Source organism: Variovorax sp. TLI9-5A (assembly GCF_056867935.1).
This window is the reverse complement of record NZ_CP200310.1, coordinates 4,556,841-4,575,131: the sequence shown is the minus strand read 5'-3', so window position 1 is coordinate 4,575,131 and position 18,291 is coordinate 4,556,841. Positions and strand designations below refer to the sequence as shown.

20 protein-coding genes are annotated in these 18,291 nt (G+C 68.3%); 13 read left to right on the top strand and 7 right to left on the bottom strand.

The window, feature by feature from the left end:
- Positions 1–10: 10 nt before the first annotated feature.
- Positions 11–397 (top strand): hypothetical protein, encoded by a 387-nt coding sequence (locus AC1VNX_RS21690; RefSeq protein ID WP_483159289.1) that lies wholly within the window; start codon positions 11–13, stop codon positions 395–397.
- Positions 398–424: 27 nt separating this feature from the next.
- Here the strand turns inward: AC1VNX_RS21690 and mog are convergent, their stop codons facing one another.
- Complete coding sequence (gene mog / locus AC1VNX_RS21685; protein WP_483161999.1) at positions 425–994, bottom strand: molybdopterin adenylyltransferase; 570 nt, start codon at positions 992–994, stop codon at positions 425–427.
- Between the two features lie 20 nt (positions 995–1,014).
- On the bottom strand, positions 1,015–1,671 hold the full coding sequence (yjgA, locus tag AC1VNX_RS21680) for a ribosome biogenesis factor YjgA (RefSeq protein ID WP_301508385.1): 657 nt from the start codon (positions 1,669–1,671) through the stop codon (positions 1,015–1,017).
- Positions 1,672–1,776: 105 nt separating this feature from the next.
- Here yjgA and pmbA point away from each other — a divergent pair, with 105 nt between their 5' ends.
- Positions 1,777–3,147 carry a metalloprotease PmbA gene (gene pmbA, locus AC1VNX_RS21675; RefSeq protein ID WP_483159287.1) on the top strand — a complete coding sequence of 457 codons (1,371 nt, stop codon included), beginning with the start codon at positions 1,777–1,779 and terminating at the stop codon, positions 3,145–3,147.
- A gap of 40 nt (positions 3,148–3,187) precedes the next feature.
- Positions 3,188–4,135: a helix-turn-helix domain-containing protein gene (locus AC1VNX_RS21670; RefSeq protein ID WP_301508382.1), complete on the top strand. Its 948-nt coding sequence runs from the start codon at positions 3,188–3,190 to the stop codon at positions 4,133–4,135.
- Positions 4,136–4,137: 2 nt separating this feature from the next.
- On the opposite strand, the gene AC1VNX_RS21665 is transcribed toward AC1VNX_RS21670, so the two are convergent.
- Positions 4,138–5,370, bottom strand: a complete 1,233-nt coding sequence (locus AC1VNX_RS21665; protein WP_483159285.1) for an MFS transporter — start codon at positions 5,368–5,370, stop codon at positions 4,138–4,140.
- Positions 5,371–5,610: 240 nt separating this feature from the next.
- On the opposite strand from AC1VNX_RS21665, the gene AC1VNX_RS21660 reads away from it, so the two are divergent.
- The 9 genes from AC1VNX_RS21660 (at position 5,611) to AC1VNX_RS21620 (ending at position 15,079) form a co-directional block, all read left to right on the top strand.
- Positions 5,611–6,897 (top strand): ABC transporter substrate-binding protein, encoded by a 1,287-nt coding sequence (locus tag AC1VNX_RS21660; RefSeq protein ID WP_483159283.1) that lies wholly within the window; start codon positions 5,611–5,613, stop codon positions 6,895–6,897.
- A gap of 4 nt (positions 6,898–6,901) precedes the next feature.
- Positions 6,902–7,795, top strand: a complete 894-nt coding sequence (locus AC1VNX_RS21655) for a carbohydrate ABC transporter permease (RefSeq protein WP_483159281.1) — start codon at positions 6,902–6,904, stop codon at positions 7,793–7,795.
- Entirely contained in the window at positions 7,792–8,643 is an 852-nt protein-coding gene (locus tag AC1VNX_RS21650) for a carbohydrate ABC transporter permease (RefSeq protein WP_483159279.1), read from the top strand. Before AC1VNX_RS21655 ends, AC1VNX_RS21650 begins: the two co-directional genes overlap by 4 nt.
- Positions 8,644–8,690: 47 nt before the next feature.
- Positions 8,691–9,803, top strand: a complete 1,113-nt coding sequence (locus AC1VNX_RS21645; RefSeq protein WP_483159277.1) for an ABC transporter ATP-binding protein — start codon at positions 8,691–8,693, stop codon at positions 9,801–9,803.
- A 37-nt stretch (positions 9,804–9,840) separates the two neighbouring features.
- Entirely contained in the window at positions 9,841–10,890 is a 1,050-nt protein-coding gene (locus AC1VNX_RS21640) for an NAD(P)-dependent alcohol dehydrogenase (protein ID WP_483159275.1), read from the top strand.
- Between the two features lie 114 nt (positions 10,891–11,004).
- Complete coding sequence (locus AC1VNX_RS21635; protein WP_483159273.1) at positions 11,005–11,826, top strand: SDR family oxidoreductase; 822 nt, start codon at positions 11,005–11,007, stop codon at positions 11,824–11,826.
- On the top strand, positions 11,823–13,160 hold the full coding sequence (locus tag AC1VNX_RS21630) for a flavin-containing monooxygenase (protein WP_483159271.1): 1,338 nt from the start codon (positions 11,823–11,825) through the stop codon (positions 13,158–13,160). Before AC1VNX_RS21635 ends, AC1VNX_RS21630 begins: the two co-directional genes overlap by 4 nt.
- Before the next feature lie 18 nt (positions 13,161–13,178).
- On the top strand, positions 13,179–14,081 hold the full coding sequence (locus AC1VNX_RS21625) for a bile acid:sodium symporter family protein (protein ID WP_483159269.1): 903 nt from the start codon (positions 13,179–13,181) through the stop codon (positions 14,079–14,081).
- A complete protein-coding gene (locus AC1VNX_RS21620) occupies positions 14,078–15,079 on the top strand; it encodes an SDR family oxidoreductase (protein WP_483159267.1) in 1,002 nt (333 codons plus the stop codon). Before AC1VNX_RS21625 ends, AC1VNX_RS21620 begins: the two co-directional genes overlap by 4 nt.
- Here the strand turns inward: AC1VNX_RS21620 and AC1VNX_RS21615 are convergent.
- Positions 15,063–15,974, bottom strand: coding sequence for a LysR family transcriptional regulator (locus AC1VNX_RS21615; RefSeq protein ID WP_483159265.1), 912 nt, complete (start codon positions 15,972–15,974; stop codon positions 15,063–15,065). The genes AC1VNX_RS21620 and AC1VNX_RS21615 overlap by 17 nt on opposite strands.
- A 102-nt stretch (positions 15,975–16,076) precedes the next feature.
- Here AC1VNX_RS21615 and AC1VNX_RS21610 point away from each other — a divergent pair, with 102 nt between their 5' ends.
- Positions 16,077–16,832, top strand: a complete 756-nt coding sequence (locus AC1VNX_RS21610) for a sulfite exporter TauE/SafE family protein (RefSeq protein WP_483159263.1) — start codon at positions 16,077–16,079, stop codon at positions 16,830–16,832.
- Between the two features lie 16 nt (positions 16,833–16,848).
- Here AC1VNX_RS21610 and AC1VNX_RS21605 read toward each other — a convergent pair whose 3' ends face one another.
- From AC1VNX_RS21605 to rpsU, 3 genes are all read right to left on the bottom strand, one after another.
- Complete coding sequence (locus AC1VNX_RS21605; protein ID WP_483159261.1) at positions 16,849–17,319, bottom strand: NUDIX domain-containing protein; 471 nt, start codon at positions 17,317–17,319, stop codon at positions 16,849–16,851.
- Between the two features lie 5 nt (positions 17,320–17,324).
- Positions 17,325–17,774, bottom strand: coding sequence for a GatB/YqeY domain-containing protein (locus tag AC1VNX_RS21600; protein ID WP_483159259.1), 450 nt, complete (start codon positions 17,772–17,774; stop codon positions 17,325–17,327).
- A 110-nt stretch (positions 17,775–17,884) separates the two neighbouring features.
- Positions 17,885–18,097, bottom strand: a complete 213-nt coding sequence (gene rpsU, locus AC1VNX_RS21595) for a 30S ribosomal protein S21 (protein WP_007833691.1) — start codon at positions 18,095–18,097, stop codon at positions 17,885–17,887.
- Between the last annotated feature and the right edge of the window lie 194 nt (positions 18,098–18,291).

Below are 18,291 nucleotides of genomic sequence, written 5' to 3'. Positions count from 1 at the left end.
ACGCAGATCGATGAGCCGCCACCCCAACTCTTCTTCCGCATCGACCAGAAAGGCCGAGGCTCGCGCGCCGCAGCGTCGCGCGATCCATGGGGGATCGTCGACCCGTGTACCGATGGTTTTCGACCCGGGCGCCGTTGCCGCGCCTGCCGCAGCATCCGCCGCGCCGCGCAGCACTTGGCGATCCACCGTGGTCGGCTTCGCGATCGGTTTCGGCGTCGTGCTCGCGTTCGCCATGAAATGGCTCATGGGCTACCAGATCGACAGCGCGCATGAGCGCCAGGAGCAGCACAAGGCGATGCGTGCTGCGGCCGTACGGTGCTACGAACTCACGTCGAACTCGGCCATCAACGCCTGCCTGAAGGACATCGAGGCGAAGAGCGTCCAGGCGGCCCGCTGAGGGCGCGGGCAAGCCGCTGCGGAAAGCTCAGCGGGCGCGGATGGCCGACTTGGGCCGGAAGGCCTTGCAGACGGAGTCGTCGGTTTCCAGGTACGGTCCGCCGATCAGGTCGATGCAGTAGGGCACCGCCGCGAAGATGCCCGGCACCACCTGAATGCCCTCGGTGTCCTTCAGCCCTTCGAGCGTTTCCGCGATCGACTTGGGCTGGCCTGGCAGGTTGATGATCAGGCTCTTGTCGCGGATCACCGCCACCTGACGCGAGAGGATCGCGGTGGGCACGAAGCGCAGGCTGATCTGGCGCATCTGTTCGCCGAAGCCCGGCATTTCCTTGTGCGCCACGGCCAGCGTGGCTTCGGGCGTCACGTCGCGCAGGGCGGGGCCGGTGCCGCCGGTGGTCAGCACCAGCGAGCAGCCTGCGTCGACCAGCTCGATCAGCGTGGCGCTGATGCGCGCGGCCTCGTCGGGGATCAGCCGGGGTTCGAACTCGATGGGGTTCTTCAGCGCCCGGCCCAGCCATTCCTTCAGCGAGGGGAGGCCCTTGTCCTCGTAGGTGCCGCTGGAGGCGCGGTCGCTGATGGAGACGATGCCGATGCGCACCGGCTCGAATGCAGCTTCGCTCATGCGTCTTCTTCCCGGTCCTGCGCGGCGGCCGCGGCGGCATGGTCGGCGCCGCCGTGCACGGCCAGCTGGGCGCGCACCACCTGGAACACCTCGCGGTAGGCCTTGCCCTGGCGCGGCGCCTCGCCGGCGGGGCCGGCCTTCATGTCCTTGCGGGCCTGGCGCACCAGGGCGCGGAGCTGCTGGGCGTCGGTGGCGGGGTGGGTCTCGATCCAGCCGCCGAGGGCGTCGTCGTCGGCGATCAGGCGGTCGCGCCAGCGCTCGGCCTCGTGCAGGGCGGCGACTTCGGCGGCCGGCACGGTGTTCTGCTCGGCCAGGGCCCGCTTCACGGCCTCCAGCACCTCGGGCTCCAGCTTGCGCATGAGCTTGCCGACGTACTGCATCTGGCGGCGCTTGCCTTCGAAATTGGTGATCCGCCTGGCCTCGGCGATGGCGTCGACCAGCTTCTCGTCGAGCTGGAGCGCGTCGAAGAGGCCTGCGCGCAGTGTGAGCAGCTCGGCGCCGAGCTTCTGCAGCTCGTCGCTTTCGCGCTTCAGGTCGGTGCGGCTGGCTTCGTCGGAGCCCTTGAGCTCGCGCTTGAGCTCGAGGTCGAGCTCGCTGCCTTCGGCCACGAAATGGCCGCGGACGTAATAGCCTTTTTTGGGTTTGCGGGACATGGGAGTCGATTCTGGGCCGCGCCGTGCGGCGTTGCAACGCGTGCAATGCGCAGCGGGAAGCTGCTGAAAACGGGAAATGGGGGGCGCAAGTATCATAGCCACCACATGACGACATCCTCTTCGCGCGCCGATTCCGGCTTCGCCTACAGCCGCTCCTTCTTCGAAAACCTGGTCGACACCGCCCTGGCGCACGCCAAGCGGCTGGGTGCCACCGACGCCGGCGCCGAGGCCTCCGAGGGCTGCGGCCTGAGCGTCTCGGTGCGCAAGGGCGAGCTGGAGAACGTCGAGCGCAACCGCGACAAGTCGCTGGGCGTCACGGTCTACGTGGGCCACCGCCGCGGCAACGCCAGCACCTCCGATTTCTCCGAGGCGGCCATCGCCCAGACCGTGCAGGCGGCCTACGACATTGCCCGCTTCACGGCAGAAGACCCGGTGAGCGGCCTGCCGGACGAGGAAGACATCGCCAGGGAACACCCCGAGCTCGACCTGTTCCATCCCTGGGACGTGACCAGCGAGCAGGCCGCCAAGCTGGCCCTGGAGTGCGAAGAGGCTGCCCTGTCGACCGACAAGCGCATCACCAACAGCGAGGGCGCGGGCGTCTCGGCCCAGCAGAGCCACTTCTTCAGCGCCCATACGCATGGCTTTCGCGGCGGCTACGCCAGCTCGCGGCACTCCATCTCGGTGGCACCCATCGCCGGCAAGGGCGACGACATGCAGCGCGACGCCTGGTACAGCTCCATGCGCTCGGCCGATGAACTGGCCAGCCCGCAGGCCGTGGGCCGCTACGCCGCCGAACGTGCGCTCAGCCGCCTGAAGTCGCGCAAGATCAAGACCACCGAGTGCCCGGTGCTCTTCGAGTCACCGCTGGCCGTGGGCCTGTTGGGCTCGCTGGTGCAGGCCGTGAGCGGCGGATCGCTGTATCGCAAGAGCACATTCCTGCTCGACTCGCTGGGCAAGCCCGTGCTGCCCGCGCACGTCGACGTGGCCGAAGACCCGCACCTGCTGCGCGGCAAGGGCAGCGCCCCCTTCGACGACGAGGGCGTGACCACCCGGGCGCGCAAGGTGGTCGATGCCGGCCGCCTCGAGGGCTACTTTCTCTCGACCTACTCGGCGCGCAAGCTGGGCATGAAGACCACCGGCAACGCCGGCGGCTCGCACAACCTGACGCTGAGCTCGCGCCTGACCAGGCACACCGATGACCTCGACGCCATGCTCGCCAAGCTGGGCACCGGCCTCTTCGTGATCGAGCTGATGGGGCAGGGCGTGAACTACGTGACCGGCGACTACTCGCGCGGCGCCAGCGGCTTCTGGGTGGAGAAGGGCAAGATCGCCTTCCCGGTGCAGGAGATCACCATCGCCGGCAACCTGAAGGACATGCTGCTGGGTATTGAAGCCATCGGGGCGGATGCCTACACTTTCGGCGCCAAGACCACCGGATCGGTCCTGGTGAACCGCATGAAGGTCGCCGGCGCCTGAAGGCTGCGCCGCTGGCCTGCGCGCGAGAGGCTGGTCGAACATGAGGCACAACGCAGCGCGAAAACCGGAACTCGAGCACGAACTGATGCGCGACCCGAGGCTCGGCTTCGAGCCGGCGGGCGGCAGTTCGGTGCGCTGCCTGCAGCACGGCGTGCCCTGGCCCTTCGACTGCTGGCACTACCACGACGAATACGAGCTGCAGTGCATCAACCGCAGCAGCGGCGATGCCTTCGTGGGCGACCACATCGGGCGCTTCGAGCCCGGCTACGTGGCGCTGGTGGGTGCCCGGCTGCCCCATACCTGGATCTCGCACGACGTGCCGCCCGAGGGCATCACCGAGCGCAGCATGGTCATCCACTTCCGCGACGAGCCGCTGCGCAAGGGCACGGACCTGTTCCCCGAACTCAAGGCGGTGCTGCCGATGCTCGACCGGGCGAAGCTGGGCGTCGAGTTCTTCGGCATCGGCGACCTCGTGCGCGAGCGCTTCCAGCGCGTGCAGGGGCAGGAGGGCATGGCGCGGCTCTCGGCCTTCATCGGGCTGCTGCATGAGCTGGCCCGCTGGCCCGACTGGCGGCAGATTTCGAGCACGGCAGAGCCCGTGGCCGAGGATCCGAGCGTCAACACGCGCATGCGCCGGGTGCTCGACTACCTCGACCGGCACCTGACGGAGGAACTCTCGCTGCCGGCCGTGTGCGCCGTGGCCAACATGGCCGAGAGCAGCTTCTCGCGCTGGTTCCACAAGCACATGGGCGCCACCTTCACCGATTTCGTGACGCGGCTGCGCGTGGCCAAGGCCTGCGAGATGCTGCAGAAGTCGGACAGGCTGGTGAGCGACATCTGCTACGAGGTGGGCTTCGCGAATCTCGCGAACTTCAACCGCCGCTTCCTGCAGCTCAAGGGCATGACGCCCTCGGTCTACAGGCAGCAGGCGCAGGACCGCTTCGGGCTGCGCACCGCGCAGAACACGCCGCTCGCCACCACGGACTGAGCTCAGGCGGCCGTGTCGCTCGGCGTCAGGTGCCGGGTCAGCGCCCAGAACAGCAGCGCCGTGCCGCTGACGAGGGCTCCGGCCAGGCAGACGCCATTCCAGCCCGCGTGGGCGTACACCATCGTCGAAGCCATCGATCCGGTGGCGGAGCCGATGGAATAGAAGATCATGTACCCGGCCGTCAGCCGGCTCTGCGCCTCCGGGCGCACGCGGTAGATCAGGCTCTGGTTGGCCACGTGCACCGACTGCAGGCCGAAGTCGATGACGATCACGCCGATCACCATCGTCCAGATGGACCACGGCAGCATGGCGATCAACCCCCACGACAGCAGCATCGCGCACAGGCCGATGCAGGTGGTGCGCTGTGCGCGGCCACGGTCCGACTGGCGGCCCGCCCGCGCTGCGCCCAGCGCACCGGCCGCGCCCGCCAGTCCGAACAGGCCCACCTGCGTGTGCGAGAGCGAGAAGGGTGGCGCCGTGAGCGGCAGCACCATCGGCGTCAGCAGCATCGTGACGGACGTGAAGATCAGCATCGCAAGCACGGCGCGGATGCGCAGCACAGGCTCCTGCGCGAAAAGCGCGAATACCGAGCGGATCAGCCGCGGGTACGGGATGCCCGGCGCGGGCCGCGTGCGTGCCGGCAGCACCATCCACAGCAGCCCGGCGACGACCAGCGTGGCCGCCGCCGAGACCAGGTACACCGAGCGCCAGCCGAACAGATCCGACAGCGTGCCCGAGACCGCCCGCGCCAGCAGGATGCCGATGATGATGCCGCTGGTGACGGTGCCCACCACGCGTCCGCGCTCGCCCGGCGCGGCCATGCTCGCGGCATAGGCGACCAGCACCTGCGTCACGACGGCCAGCACGCCCACGGCGGCCATCGCCGGCAGCAGCACAGACGCGCTCGGTGCCAGCGCCACGGCCAGCAGCGCGACAACCGACAGCAGCGATTGCCCGACGATCAGCCGCCGCCGGTCGACGAGATCGCCCAGCGGAACCACCATCAGCAGCCCCAGCCCGTAGCCGATCTGCGTGATGGTGATGACGACGCCCACCGTGGCGGGCCGGATGCCGAAGGTTTCCGCCAGCGTGTCCAGCAGCGGTTGGGCGTAGTACACGTTGGCCACCGCGAGCCCGCAGGCGACGGCGAACAAGAGCGCCAGTGCGCCTGATATCGACGGCTCGGGGCATGGGCGCGCGAAGGTTGCGGCCTGGCATGGTGGCATGGTGCTCATGGCTTCTTCATCTGGTTTTAAATAAAAACTGAAATCGATTCTATCGATACGGTTTCTGGTTGCAACCAGAGGGGATGAAAGCCCTCGACCCCGGCAAAACCCCAAGCCGGCTGGTCATCAAAATATCAGCGTCCCGGCTCGCGTGTACGCGGCGCCGCGCCGCCGCTGCCTACGCTTCGTCCCACCTGTTTCCGCCGCGATCCGCCGGCAATTCGCTACAGGTTCAAAGGAGACAAAACGATGGCTGTTCAAGAAAACCGGCACCGGCTCAAGGGCTGCGCGATGCTGCTGGCGGCACTGGCCGCATGGGGCGGCGCGGCCCAGGCGCAGCAGGTCTGCAAGGAGGACCTGCGCGTCCTGTCCCAGCCCCGCGACGGGCTGACCCTGCTCGAAAAGTACAAGGACGAGTTCAAGGCCTTGAGCGGCGCCTCGTTCAACATCGACAACCTCAACGAGAACGACCGCCGCACCAAGACCCGCGCCGACGCCTCCACCGTGGGCAAGTACAACGTGTACTACGTCGACGAGGCCAACGTGCCGCTGTTCGCCCAGTCGAAGTGGATCCTGCCGCTGGCGAAGTATTACCCCGCCGACTACGACTACGCCGATTTCGACCCCGGCCGCCAGAAGGTCGCCACCTTCGACGGCCAGGTCTGGTTCGCGCCGCTCACCGGCGGCGGCGACCTGCTGGTCTACCGCAAGGACCTGCTGGAGAAGGCCGGCATCAAGCCGCCGACCACGCTGGAGGAATTCGCCGAGGCCGCGAAGAAGCTCAACGACCCGGCCAACGGCGTCTACGGCGTGGCGCTGCGCGGCCAGCGCGGCTCCGGCGCCAACGTGTGGCGCTGGATGCCTTTCTTCCGCGGCTACGGCGGCCAGTGGTTCGACGGCGACAAGCCCGTGTTCGATTCGCCCGCGGCCGTGAAGGCCACGCAGACGTACCTCGATCTCTTCAAGTACTCGGCGCCCGGCACCAAGACCGGCGGCTGGGACGAATCCACCGGCGCCTTCCTCGCGGGCAAGGTGGCGATGCTGGTCGAGTCGACCCCGCTGGCCGGCAATGCGCTCGACCCGAAGATGTCGACCGTGATCGGCAAGATCGCCTACCTGCCGCCACCCGCGCCGCTGACTGGCGGCGGCTACGGCCACGGCCTGGCCATCGGCACCAAGGCCAACAAGACCGAAGAAGCGAAGAAGTGCGCGGGCCTGTTCATCGCCTGGGCCACTTCGAAGAAGCAGGAACAGCGCCGCCTCGCGGAAGGCCAGTTCGGCGAGCTCAATCGCACCAGCGTGCTGGCTAGCCCCGAGTTCGCCAAGCGTTATGGCGCCGACCTCGGCAAGGCGCTGGCCGACACCGGCAAGGTCACGGCCGTGAACTTCTGGCAGGACCCGGCATGGCCCGACCTCGGCGACCGCTGGGGGATCATCCTGGAAGAACTGATCACCGGCTCGCGCACCGACATCAAGGGCGGGCTCGATGAGCTCGACGCCTACGCGAAGCAACTGGTCGCGCGGCGCAAGAAGTAAGCAAATGACGCTCAGGGAGAAGAAAAAGAAGACGGCGACGGCAACCCGGCTGCCGCTCGTCTTCATCGGGCCCGGCTTGCTGGTGCTTGCAGTGCTGGCGCTGGTGCCCACCTTTTTCGCGATCGGCATCTCGCTGCAGGATCGCGAACTGGGGCAGGCCGACACGGCCTGGGTCTGGCTGTCGAACTACATCCAGCTCTTTTCGGACAGGCGCTTCCTCAATTCGGTGCGCGTGTCGCTGGTGTGGGAGGTGCTGACGGTCAGCGCGACCATGGGCCTCGCGGTGCTGCTGGGCGTGCTTATGTTCCAGTGCACCACCGCGCGCTGGCGCAACGTGCTGTCGATGCTGTTCATCGTGCCGGTGCTGCTGCCGCGCGTGTCGGCCGCCTTCGTGTGGAAGTTCGCTTTCCATCCGCTGTTCGGCCTGCTGACCTGGCCGTACAAGGCAATCACCGGCGAGCCGCTGGACCTGCTGGCCAGCCCGGTCACCGCACTTCTCACCGTGGCCTTCGTCGACGTGTGGCAGTGGGGCCTGTTCTTCGCCGTCATCGTGCTCAAGCTGCTCGAAACCCTGCCGCCGCAGCCCTTCGAGGCCGCGCGCATGGACCACGCGAAGACCTGGGAGGTGTACGCCTACGTGGCGCTGCCGATGCTGAAGGCGCCGCTGGTCAGCCTGTGCTTCGTGAAGATGGTGGAGTCGCTGCGCGCCTTCGACCTGATCTACGTGATGACCCGCGGCGGCCCCGGCATCTCGACCGAGACGCTGGACATGTACGCCTTCTCGCAGGGCTTCATCGAGTCGGGCCGCATCTCGTATGCCTCGGGCATGGCGGTGCTGATGATGATCGCCTCGACCGTGGCCTTCACCTACATCTGGAAATGGACGCGGCCTAAATGAGCGCATCCCCCAACAGGAAAACGAAGAAGCTGTCCCTCGGCACACTGCTCGCGCGGCTGGTGCTGATCCTGGCTGGGCTCTCGGCGCTGGTGCCGGTGTTGTGGACCTTTCTCAACTCTTTCAAGAACCGGGTCGACATCGTCTCGGCCGTGCCCAGGTTCGTCTTCACGCCCACGCTGGAGAACTACGTCTACGTGCTGAGCCGCGAGGCGGTGGCGCAGGGGCTGCTCAACTCCGTGGCGGTGGTGGGCGCTGCGGTGATCGCGGGCGCGGTGCTCGGTCTGCCTGCCGCCTATGCGCTCGCGCGCTATCCGCTGCGCTGGGCCGACGACATCCAGTTCTTCGTGCTCTCGATGCGCTTCCTTCCGCCGGTGGCGGTGGCCATTCCGCTGATGGTGATCTGGCTGCAGCTGGAGCTGTACGACACGCGCTTCGCGCTCATCGTCACCTACACGCTGCTCACGCTCTCCACCGTGATCTGGCTCGCCATTCCCGCCTTCAAGGCCGTCCCCAGGGAAGTGGAGGAGGCCGGCCGCGTCGACGGCTACGGCCCTTACGCGATCTTCTTCAAGGTGGCGCTGCCGATCGCCGCGCGCTCGCTGATCGGCGCCATCGCCTTCGGCTTCGTGTTGGTGTGGAACGAGTTCCTCATCGCGCTGATGCTCACCACCTCGGATGCGAAGACGCTGCCCATCGTGGCCTCCGAGCTGAGCCAGCTCGGGCGCGACGTGCCCTGGGGCATCCTGAATGCCTCCGTCATCCTGCTGTCGCTGCCGCCGCTGCTCATGGTCGGCGTGCTCAGCGGTTTTCTCAACGCGGCGTTCAAGCGCAAGCGCGACGCGGCATGAGCCCCGACATGCACCACGGCGCACAACCCATTTCCCTGAAGAACGACATGTCCGCAATCAGCTGTCACAAGATCATCAAGCGCTACGGCGACACGCAGGTCGTCCACCAGTTCGACCTCGACGTTTCCGACAACGAGTTCGTCGTGTTCCTCGGCCCCTCGGGCTGCGGCAAGTCGACCATCCTGCGCATGCTCGCGGGCCTGGAAGACATCTCCGGCGGCGACCTCATGATCGGCGGCCAGCGGGTGAACGACCTGCCGCCGCAGGAGCGCGGCATTGCGATGGTGTTCCAGAACTACGCGCTCTATCCGCACATGAGCGTGCGCGACAACATCGCCTTCGGCCTCAAGCGGCTGAAGGTGCCCAAGGCCGAGATCGACGCGCGCATCAAGGAGGTTTCCGACACGCTGGGGCTGGAGCTCTACCTGCAGCGCAAGCCCACCGAACTCTCGGGCGGGCAGCAGCAGCGGGTGGCGATCGCGCGGGCGATGATCAAGACGCCCAAGGTGTTTCTCTTCGACGAGCCGCTGTCGAACCTCGACGCCAAGCTGCGCAACCACATGCGCATCGAGATCGCCCGGCTGCACCAGGCGCTGAAGACCACCACCGTCTACGTGACCCACGACCAGCACGAGGCGATGACGCTGGCCGACCGCATCGTGCTGCTGCGCGACGGGCGCATCGAGCAGGTCGGCTCGCCGCGCGAGATCTTCGAGCGGCCGCGCTCGGCCTTCGTGGCCGGTTTCATCGGCACGCCGCCGATGAACCTGGTGGAGATGGAGGTGCGCGACGACGGGCAGGCCAGCGGAACCATCGAGCTCGTCGGCCGCGAAGGCACGGTGCTGGTGGACCCGCACCGCTTCGCGCTCGAAGGCCGCAAGCGCGTCACGCTCGGCGTGCGTCCCGCGCACCTGCATCCGGACGCCGACGGCAGGCAGGGCGGCGGCTTCCATGGCGAGGTGCAGCTCATCGAATACCTCGGTAACGAGGTGCTGGTGAGCTTCGGTCAAGGCGACGGCGAGATCGCCGCGCTCATGCCTTCCGCGCAGTGCCCGAGGCTGCGCGAGCGCGTGCGCTTCGTGGCCGACCCGGCGCAGGTGCACCTGTTCGACATCGACTCCGGCGCCTCGCTGCTGCGCGCCGGTACCTCATTGCACTGACGACATACCGACAACACCCATTCAAGGACTCAAATACATGAAAGCACTGGTTCTGGAAAAGGCGCATGAGCTCAGGCTGCGCGACGTCGAGCTTCCCCTGGACATGGGGCCGCGCGACGTGAAGATCCGCATGCACACCGTAGGCGTGTGCGGCAGCGACGTGCACTACTACCAGCATGGCGGCATCGGCCCTTACGTGGTGGAGGACCCGATGGTGCTCGGCCACGAGGCCTCGGGCACGGTGGTCGAGGTGGGCGCCGAGGTCACGAACCTCAAGCCCGGCGACCGCGTGTGCATGGAACCCGGCATTCCCGCGGCCGATTCGCGCGCCACGCTGGAAGGCATCTACAACCTCGACCCGGCGGTGCGCTTCTGGGCCACGCCGCCCATTCATGGCTGCCTCACGCCCTACGTGGTGCACCCGGCGGCCTTCACCTTCCGGCTGCCCGACAACGTGAGCTTCGGCGAGGGCGCCATCGTCGAGCCGCTGTCGATCGGCCTGCAAGCCGCGAAGAAGGCGGCGCTGAAGCCGGGCGACGTGGCCGTGGTCGTGGGCGCCGGCACCATCGGCGCGATGACGGCGCTGGCGGCGCTCGCGGGCGGCGCGGCGCGCGTGATCCTCGCGGACCTCGTGCCTGAGAAGCTGGCGCTCTTCGACGACAACCCGGCGGTGACGACCGTCGACGTGCGCAGCTCCAACCTCGCCGATGTGGTGAAGTCGCTCACCGACGGCTGGGGCGCCAACGTGGTCTTCGAGGCCAGCGGCAGCGCGCGCGCCTTCGAGGGCATCGTCGACCTGCTTTGCCCCGGCGGCTGCCTGGTGCTGGTGGGCATGCCCGGCGGCAAGGTGCCGATGGACATCGTGGCGATCCAGTCGAAGGAAGTTCGCATCGAGTCGGTGTTCCGCTACGCCAACATTTTCCCGCGCGCGCTGGCGCTGATCGCCTCGGGGCAGGTCGACGTCAAGCCCTTCATCTCGCGCACCTTCGCCTTCACCGACGGCGTGCGGGCTTTCGAGGAAGCCGCGGCGGGGCGCGCGGGCGACGTGAAGATCCAGATCGAGTTTCCGCAAGGCGCCGAGGCCTGACGCATTCCTGAAGCCCCGTTTCGGAAGCCGCCGGGGCAAGGGGAAATGCCGGGGGGCGCGGCGCGCATGCGCGGCTACAGTGGCCGGGTTTTGCCACCCGGAGACCGCGAGCCGATGCCCCTGCAGTTTCGCAACGTAGTCCTCACAGGCGCCTGCGGCGGCCTGGGCCAGGCGCTTGCACGCGAGCTGATCGAAGGGGGAGCGCGGGTCGCGCTGGCGGGGCTCGATGCCGGAAAACTGGAAGCACTGGCCGCGCTGGCACCCGGGCGCTGCGCGGTCTACACGCCCGACGTGTCGAACGGTTCGCAGATGCAGGCGCTGGCCGCCGACTGGATGGCCAGGGCCGGCGTGCCCGACCTGGTGATCGCCAACGCCGGCGTCGCGGGCGGCTACGACACCGCCCAGGCCGACGACCTGGCCGTGTTCCGCCGCATGCTCGAGATCAACCTGCTGGGCGCGGCCACCACCTTCCAGCCTTTCGTCGCCGCGATGCGCGGGCAGCGGCGCGGCGCGCTGGTCGGCATGGCCAGCATCGCCGGCTGGCGCGGCATGCCGGGCAACGGCGCGTACTGCGCGAGCAAGGCCGGGCTGATCCGTTACCTGGAAAGCCTGCGCGCCGAGCTGCGTGAGTCCGGGCTGAGCGTGCACACCGTGAGCCCCGGCTACATCCGCACCGCGCTCACCGCCGGCAACCGCTTCGCGATGCCGGGGCTGCTCGAGGCCGACGATGCCGCGCACCGGCTGCTGGCGGCCGTGGCGGCGGGGCGCGAGAAGATCGTGCTGCCGCGCCGCATCGGCTGGCTCTCGAAGGCGCTCGACCTGCTGCCCGAGTCGCTGCACGACCGCCTGCTGCGCGGCCAGCCGCGCAAGCCGCGCGTGGGCGAGGCGGGTGCCACTGCAATCCCGGGTCTTCCCAAGGAGCCTCCAGCCCGATGACGCCGCCCAACGCCGCCGTACCCACCCACGAACAGATCGCGCTGATCGGCGCCGGCCCCTCCGGTCTCGCCGGCGCGCGCAACCTGCAGAAGCACAGCGTGCCGTTCCAGGGCTTCGAGGCGCATGCCGACGTGGGCGGGCTGTGGGACATCGCCAATCCGCGCTCCACCGTCTACCACTCGGCGCACCTGATATCGAGCAAGCGCACCACCGAGTTCAGCGAGTTCCCGATGGCCGACACGGTGGCCGACTACCCGAGCCACCGCGAACTGCGCCGCTACTTCAGCGACTTCGCCGACCGCTTCGGCCTGCGCGAGCACTTCCGCTTCAACACGCGCGTGCTGCGCGTCGAGCCGCTGAGCGACGAGCCCGGCACGCGCTGGCTGGTGACCACGGAGGACGGCGAAGGCACCATCGAGACGGCCGAGTACAGAGGCGTGGTCATCGCCAACGGCACGCTCGCCGAGCCCAAGCGGCCCAGCTTCGATGGCCACTTCGACGGCGAGCTGCTGCACACCAGCGACTACAAGCACCCGGAGCTCTTCAAGGACAAGCGCGTGCTGATCGTCGGCGCGGGCAACTCGGGCTGCGACATCGCGGTCGATGCGGTGCACTACGCGAAGAGCGTCGACATCTCGGTGCGTCGCGGCTATTACTTCGTGCCCAAGTACGTGTTCGGCAAGCCGGCCGACACGCTGGGCGGCAAGCGGCCACTGCCGCCATGGCTCAAGCAGCGGATCGACTCGACGGTGCTCAAGTGGTTCACCGGCGACCCGGTGCGCTTCGGCTTTCCGAAGCCCGACTACAGGATGTACGAGTCGCACCCCATCGTGAACTCGCTGGTGCTGCACCACGTGGGCCACGGCGACATCGGCGTGCGCGGCGACATCGCGCGGCTCGATGGCCGCACGGTGCACTTCAAGGACGGCAGCGCGCGCGACTACGACCTGATCCTCGCGGCCACGGGCTACGCGCTGCACTATCCCTTCATCGACCGCGAGCTGCTCAACTGGCAGGGCATGGCGCCGAGGCTGTACCTGAACATCTTCTCGCCGCGCTTCGAGAACATAGCGGTGCTCGGGATGATCGAGGCCAGCGGCATCGGCTGGCAAGGCCGCTACGAGCAGGCCGAGCTGGTGGCGCGCTACTTCCGTGCGCAGGCGGCTGGTTCTTCCAAGGCGGCCGCGCTGCGCACGGCGGCGCAGGGGCCGGCGCCCGATCTGTCGGGCGGCTTCAAGTACCTGCAGCTGGAGCGCATGGCGTACTACGTGCACAAGGACACCTACCGCGCGGCCGTGCGCAACGCCGCCGCGGCGCTGGCCGATCCCACCTGAACCAACGAGGCCCACCGCATGCTGCCTGTCGACGAGATACGCCTGCATTTCAACCCGGCCTCGCTGGTGCTGCTCAACGTCGTGCTGGGCTTCCTGATGTTCGGCATCGCGCTGGACACGCGCATCGAGGACTTCAAGCGCGTGGCGCGCATGCCCGGCGCGATGGCGGTGGGCATAGGCGCGCAGTTCATCGTGCTGCCGGCCGTGACTTACATGCTCACGCTGATCCTCAAGCCGGGGCCGAGCATCGCGCTGGGCATGATCCTGGTGGCCTGCTGCCCGCCGGGGAACATCTCGCAGATCCTCACGCATCGCGCGGGCGGCAACGTGGCGCTGTCGGTGTCGATGACGGCGATTTCGAACGCCATCTCCATCGTGGTGATGCCGCTGAACTTCGCGTTCTGGGGCGGGCTGCATCCGACGGCCTCGGCGCTCCTGAAGACCATCGCACTCGATCCGCTGGACATGCTGGGGCACATCGTGGCGATCATCGGCATTCCCTTCGTGCTGGGCGTGGCCTGCGCGCACCGGCTGCCGGCGCTCACGGCGCGCATCAAGAAGCCTGTGGGCGTCCTGAGCTTCGTCGCGCTGATCGTGTTCATCATCGGTGCCATCGCGGGCAACTGGCGCTTCTTCCTCGACTACGTGGGGCTGGTGCTGATGGCGGTGGTGATCCACGACGCGCTGGCCTTCGGCACCGGTTACCTCTGCGCGCGGCTCTCGGGGCTGGGCGACTACGACCGGCGAGCGGTGTCCATCGAGGTGGGCATCCGCAACTCGGGGCTCGGACTGGTGCTGATCTTCAGCTTCTTCGGCGGGCTCGGCGGCATGGCCGTGGTGGCGGGCGTGTGGGGCTTCTGGGACATCATCGCGGGCCTCGCGCTGGCGAGCTGGTGGGGCCGCAAGCCCGCGAAGCCATGAGCGGCGGCGAAGGGCTCGTTGCGCGTCGCGTGCTGGTGACCGGGGCCGATGGTTTCCTGGGGCGAAGCCTGCTCGCCGCACTGGCGCAACAGGGCAGGCTGGATGCACTGGTCGCGGTCGACGTGCGCGAGGTGCCGCCGGACCGGCGGCTCATGGGCGTGACCTACCGGCAGCTGGACGTGCGCGATTCGCGCATCGCAGAGACCGTCTCCGACCACGCCATCGACACCGTCGTGCACCTCGCTTCCATCGTCACGCCGGGCAAGGATTCGAACCGCGCCTTCGAGCATTCGGTGGACGTGGGCGGCACGCGCAACGTGCTCGACGCCTGCGTGGCGAAGGGCGTGCGGCACATCGTGGTGTCGTCCAGCGGCGCGGCCTACGGCTATCACTCGGACAACCCGGCGTGGATCACCGAGTCGCAGCCGCTGCGCGGCAACGCGGTGTTCGCGTACGCCGACCACAAGCGGCAGGTGGAGGAGATGCTGGCCGACTACCGTGCCCGGCACCCGGCGCTGGCGCAGACGGTGCTGCGCATCGGCACCATCCTCGGCGAGCGGGTGGACAACCAGATCACGGCGCTGTTCGAGAAGAAGCGGCTCATCGCCATCCGGGGCAGCGCGAGCCCCTTCGTGTTCATCTGGGACGAGGACGTGACAGGCGCCATCGCGCATGCGCTCGGCGGCGCGCCGCCCGGTTGCTACAACCTCGCGGGCGACGGCGCGCTGGGCATCCACGAGATCGCTTCGCGCCTCGGCAAGAGCGCGGTCGAATGGCCGGCCGGCGTGCTGAAGACAGCACTGGCGGTGGGCTCGGCGCTGGGGGTTAGCCGCTACGGGCCGGAGCAGCTCGACTTCCTGCGCTACAGGCCGGTGCTGCTCAACACCGCGCTGAAGGAGCGCTTCGGCTACGTGCCGCGCAAGACCAGCAGCGAGGCCTTCAATGCCTTCGTGGCGGCGCGGGCGCGGCTGGGGCGGCCGGTCACGGCTTCTTCCTGACCTGTTCGGGTGGGGGTGCTATCAGATAGTCGAGCATGCGCCGGGCGTTGAGCGGCAGGTCTTCCGATGAGCGCACGCAGGCCATGAGCGTGCGCTCGGCCCAGGCGTCGGCAAGCGAGGCGCGCGCGATCTTCATCGAACGGGCGCAGCGCTCGGCGGCGGTCTGCGGGACGATGCCGACGCCGATGCCGTACTCCACCATGCGGCACACCGCCTCGAAGTTGCGCACGCGCACCCGGTAGGCCAGGTGCCTGCCGAGGGCGCGCACGTGCTGGGTGATGAGCTGCTGCAGCGCGCTGTCGGCGGGCAGGCCGACGAATTCGCTGTCGACCACTTCGGCCAGCCGCAGCCTCCGGCGGCCGGCCAGCGCGTGGCCGCGCGGCATGACCAGCACGAGGTCGTCGCGTCGGAAGGGATGGCATTCGAGGCCCTCGCTGTCGATGGCGTCTGAGACGATGCCGATGTCGCACAGGCCGCCGCGCAGGGCTTCCACCGTGTCGGGGCTGGGGCGCTCCTCCAGGTCGACCGAGATGCGCGGATGCTCGGCCAGGAAGCGGCTCAGCACCTCGGGCAGGTGCTCGGTGAGCGCCGAAGTGCCGCACATGAAGCGCACGTGGCCCTTGAGGCCCTGGCCGTACTCGCCGAGCTCGCCGCGCAGCCGCTCCATCTGCTGCAGCACGACGCGCGCATGGTGCAGCAGCGTCCGTCCGGCCTCCGTTGGGCGGATGCCCTGGGCGTGGCGGGTGAGCAGGGGGCTGCCGAGAGCGTCTTCCATGCCCCGCACCCGCTGGCTGGCGGAGGCCAGCGTCATGTGCGAGCGGCCGGCGTCGGCGGTGAGGCTGCCGGCCTCGACGACGTGGATGAAGAGCCGCAGGTCGGTGAGGTCGAATCGCATGGTTGGGCGGAGTGTGCACCAGGAGCCTCAGCCTGAGACTGAGGCCCGCTTCGCGAATCCCGCATTTGCGGCGGCGGGCTTCATGGGCAAAGTCGGCGTCCGATGACGCATCCGACAGACGCAACCACTTTCTGGGCCGCCGCCACGGCTGTGTACCTGCTGGCCGGGCTGATCAAGGGCGTGGTCGGCCTCGGCCTGCCCACGGTGTCGATGGCGCTGCTCGCGCTGTGGATGTCGCCGGCCCAGGCGGCCGCGCTGCTGATCGTGCCTTCGCTGGTCACCAACATCTGGCAGACCGGGCCGCGCGCGAGCTTCATGGCGGTGCTGCGGCGCATCGGCGGCATGCAGGTGGGCGTGGTGATCGGCACGCTGGCAGGGGCGCTGTGGCTGGGCGTGCCGGCGGGTGCGTGGGCCTCGTTCGCGCTCGGGGTGGCGCTGGTCGTCTATGCGCTCTGGGGGCTGTCCGGGCGGCAACTGCATGTGCGCGATGCGCAGGCGCGCTGGATCGGGCCGCTGGTGGGCGTGATCACCGGGCTGGTGACGGCGGTGACGGGAGTGTTCGCGGTGCCGGCGGTGCCTTACCTGCAGGCGCTGGGTTTTCAGCGCGATTCGCTGATCCAGGCGATGGGGATCTCGTTCACCACCTCGACGGTGGTGCTGGCCATCGGGCTGGCCGGGAACGGGGGATACCCGGTGTCGGCGATCGGAGGCTCGATCGCGATGCTGGCGCCGGCCATCGGCGGCATGGTGCTCGGGACCTGGCTGCGCAAGCGGCTGTCGGTGGCGGTGTTCCGGCGCTGCTTCCTGGCCGGGCTGGCGCTGCTGGGGCTTTACATGGCCGTGCGGGCCGCGGCTTGAGGAGCCGCTTTTTCAGTCAGGCTGTGAGCACCAAGGCCGCGCGCACGCGTTCGATGGTCTGGCGATAGGGCAGGGCGAAGTCGTCGAGCGAATCGCCGGCATCGAGCCAGCTGAAAAGGAACACCAGCCCTTCTTCCTCGGGACTGCCCGTGGCCGTGTGCGTGAAGCTCTCGGGCAGATCGCCCTCGGCGCGCATCAGGAACAGGTGCCACAGCTGCGGGTGGCGGTGCGTGTTGCCTTCGACGCCGGCTTCGCATTCGCGGTCCAGCGTGCCCAGCGATTGCAGCTCGCCGGCGTAGTCGATGCCCGATTCCTCGAGCAGTTCGCGGCGAACCGCCACCTCGGGCGACTCGCCGGGCTCGATGGTGCCCTTGGGGAGCTGCATGTTGCCATCCTCGGGATGGCGGAACACCAGCAGCCGGCCCCGTGCGTCGATCAGGCAGGCGCAGGCCTTGGGAATGGCGACGGAGGAGCTGCCGGCGTTCATCGGCATCAGGCGCCCGTCAGAGCGGCCTTGACCGCTGCGCTGACCTGGCCCATGTCGGCCTTGCCTGCCAGGCGGGTCTTGACCACGCCCATCACCTTGCCCATGTCGCCGGGGCCCTTGGCGCCCAGCTCGGCCACGATGGCCTTCACTTCGGCGGCGACTTCATCGGCACCCATGCGCTGGGGCAGGTAGACCTCCAGCACCTTGATCTCGGCGGCTTCCTTGTCGGCGAGGTCGGTGCGGCCACCGGTGGTGAAGGCGGCGATGGAGTCCTTGCGCTGCTTGACCATCTTGTCGACGATGGCGACGACCATGGCGTCGTTGAGCTCCACGCGCTCGTCGACTTCCTTCTGCTTCATCGCGGCGAGCAGCAGGCGGATGGTGGCCAGGCGCTCGGAGTCCTTGGCGCGCATCGCCGTCTTCATGTCTTCGGTGATTTGTTCTTTGAGAGTCATTCGGCTACCTACTTTCGGAAAAACAAAAGCCGCGGCAGGTTTCCCTGGCGCGGCTGAGGCAACGGGGCGACGGTGCCGACTTTCGTCTGGGCCCATCACCCGGGTGTCGCTTAGTACAGCTTCTTGGGCAGCTGCATGCTGCGCACGCGCTTGTAGTGGCGCTTGACCGCGGCTGCCTTCTTGCGCTTGCGCTCGGCGGTCGGCTTTTCGTAGAACTCGCGGGCACGCAGGTCGGTCAGCAGGCCGAGCTTTTCGATGGTGCGCTTGAAACGGCGCAGTGCGACGTCGAAGGGCTCGTTTTCTTTAACGCGGATGGTGGTCATTGATGAATCGTTGAAATGAATTTGGCCTGGGGAGATCGAGGCCCCAAGCCGGGGTTCCTCAACTGAAAACTTTTGCGGCCGTTGAGGGGAGGCCAGAGTTAGCCCGCGATTATAGCACTCCCCCAGGCGGAAATGGCACTCCCCCAGGCTGCGCGCACTTCGTGTCGCTTCGCCAACCCCCTCGCCGGGGGCGA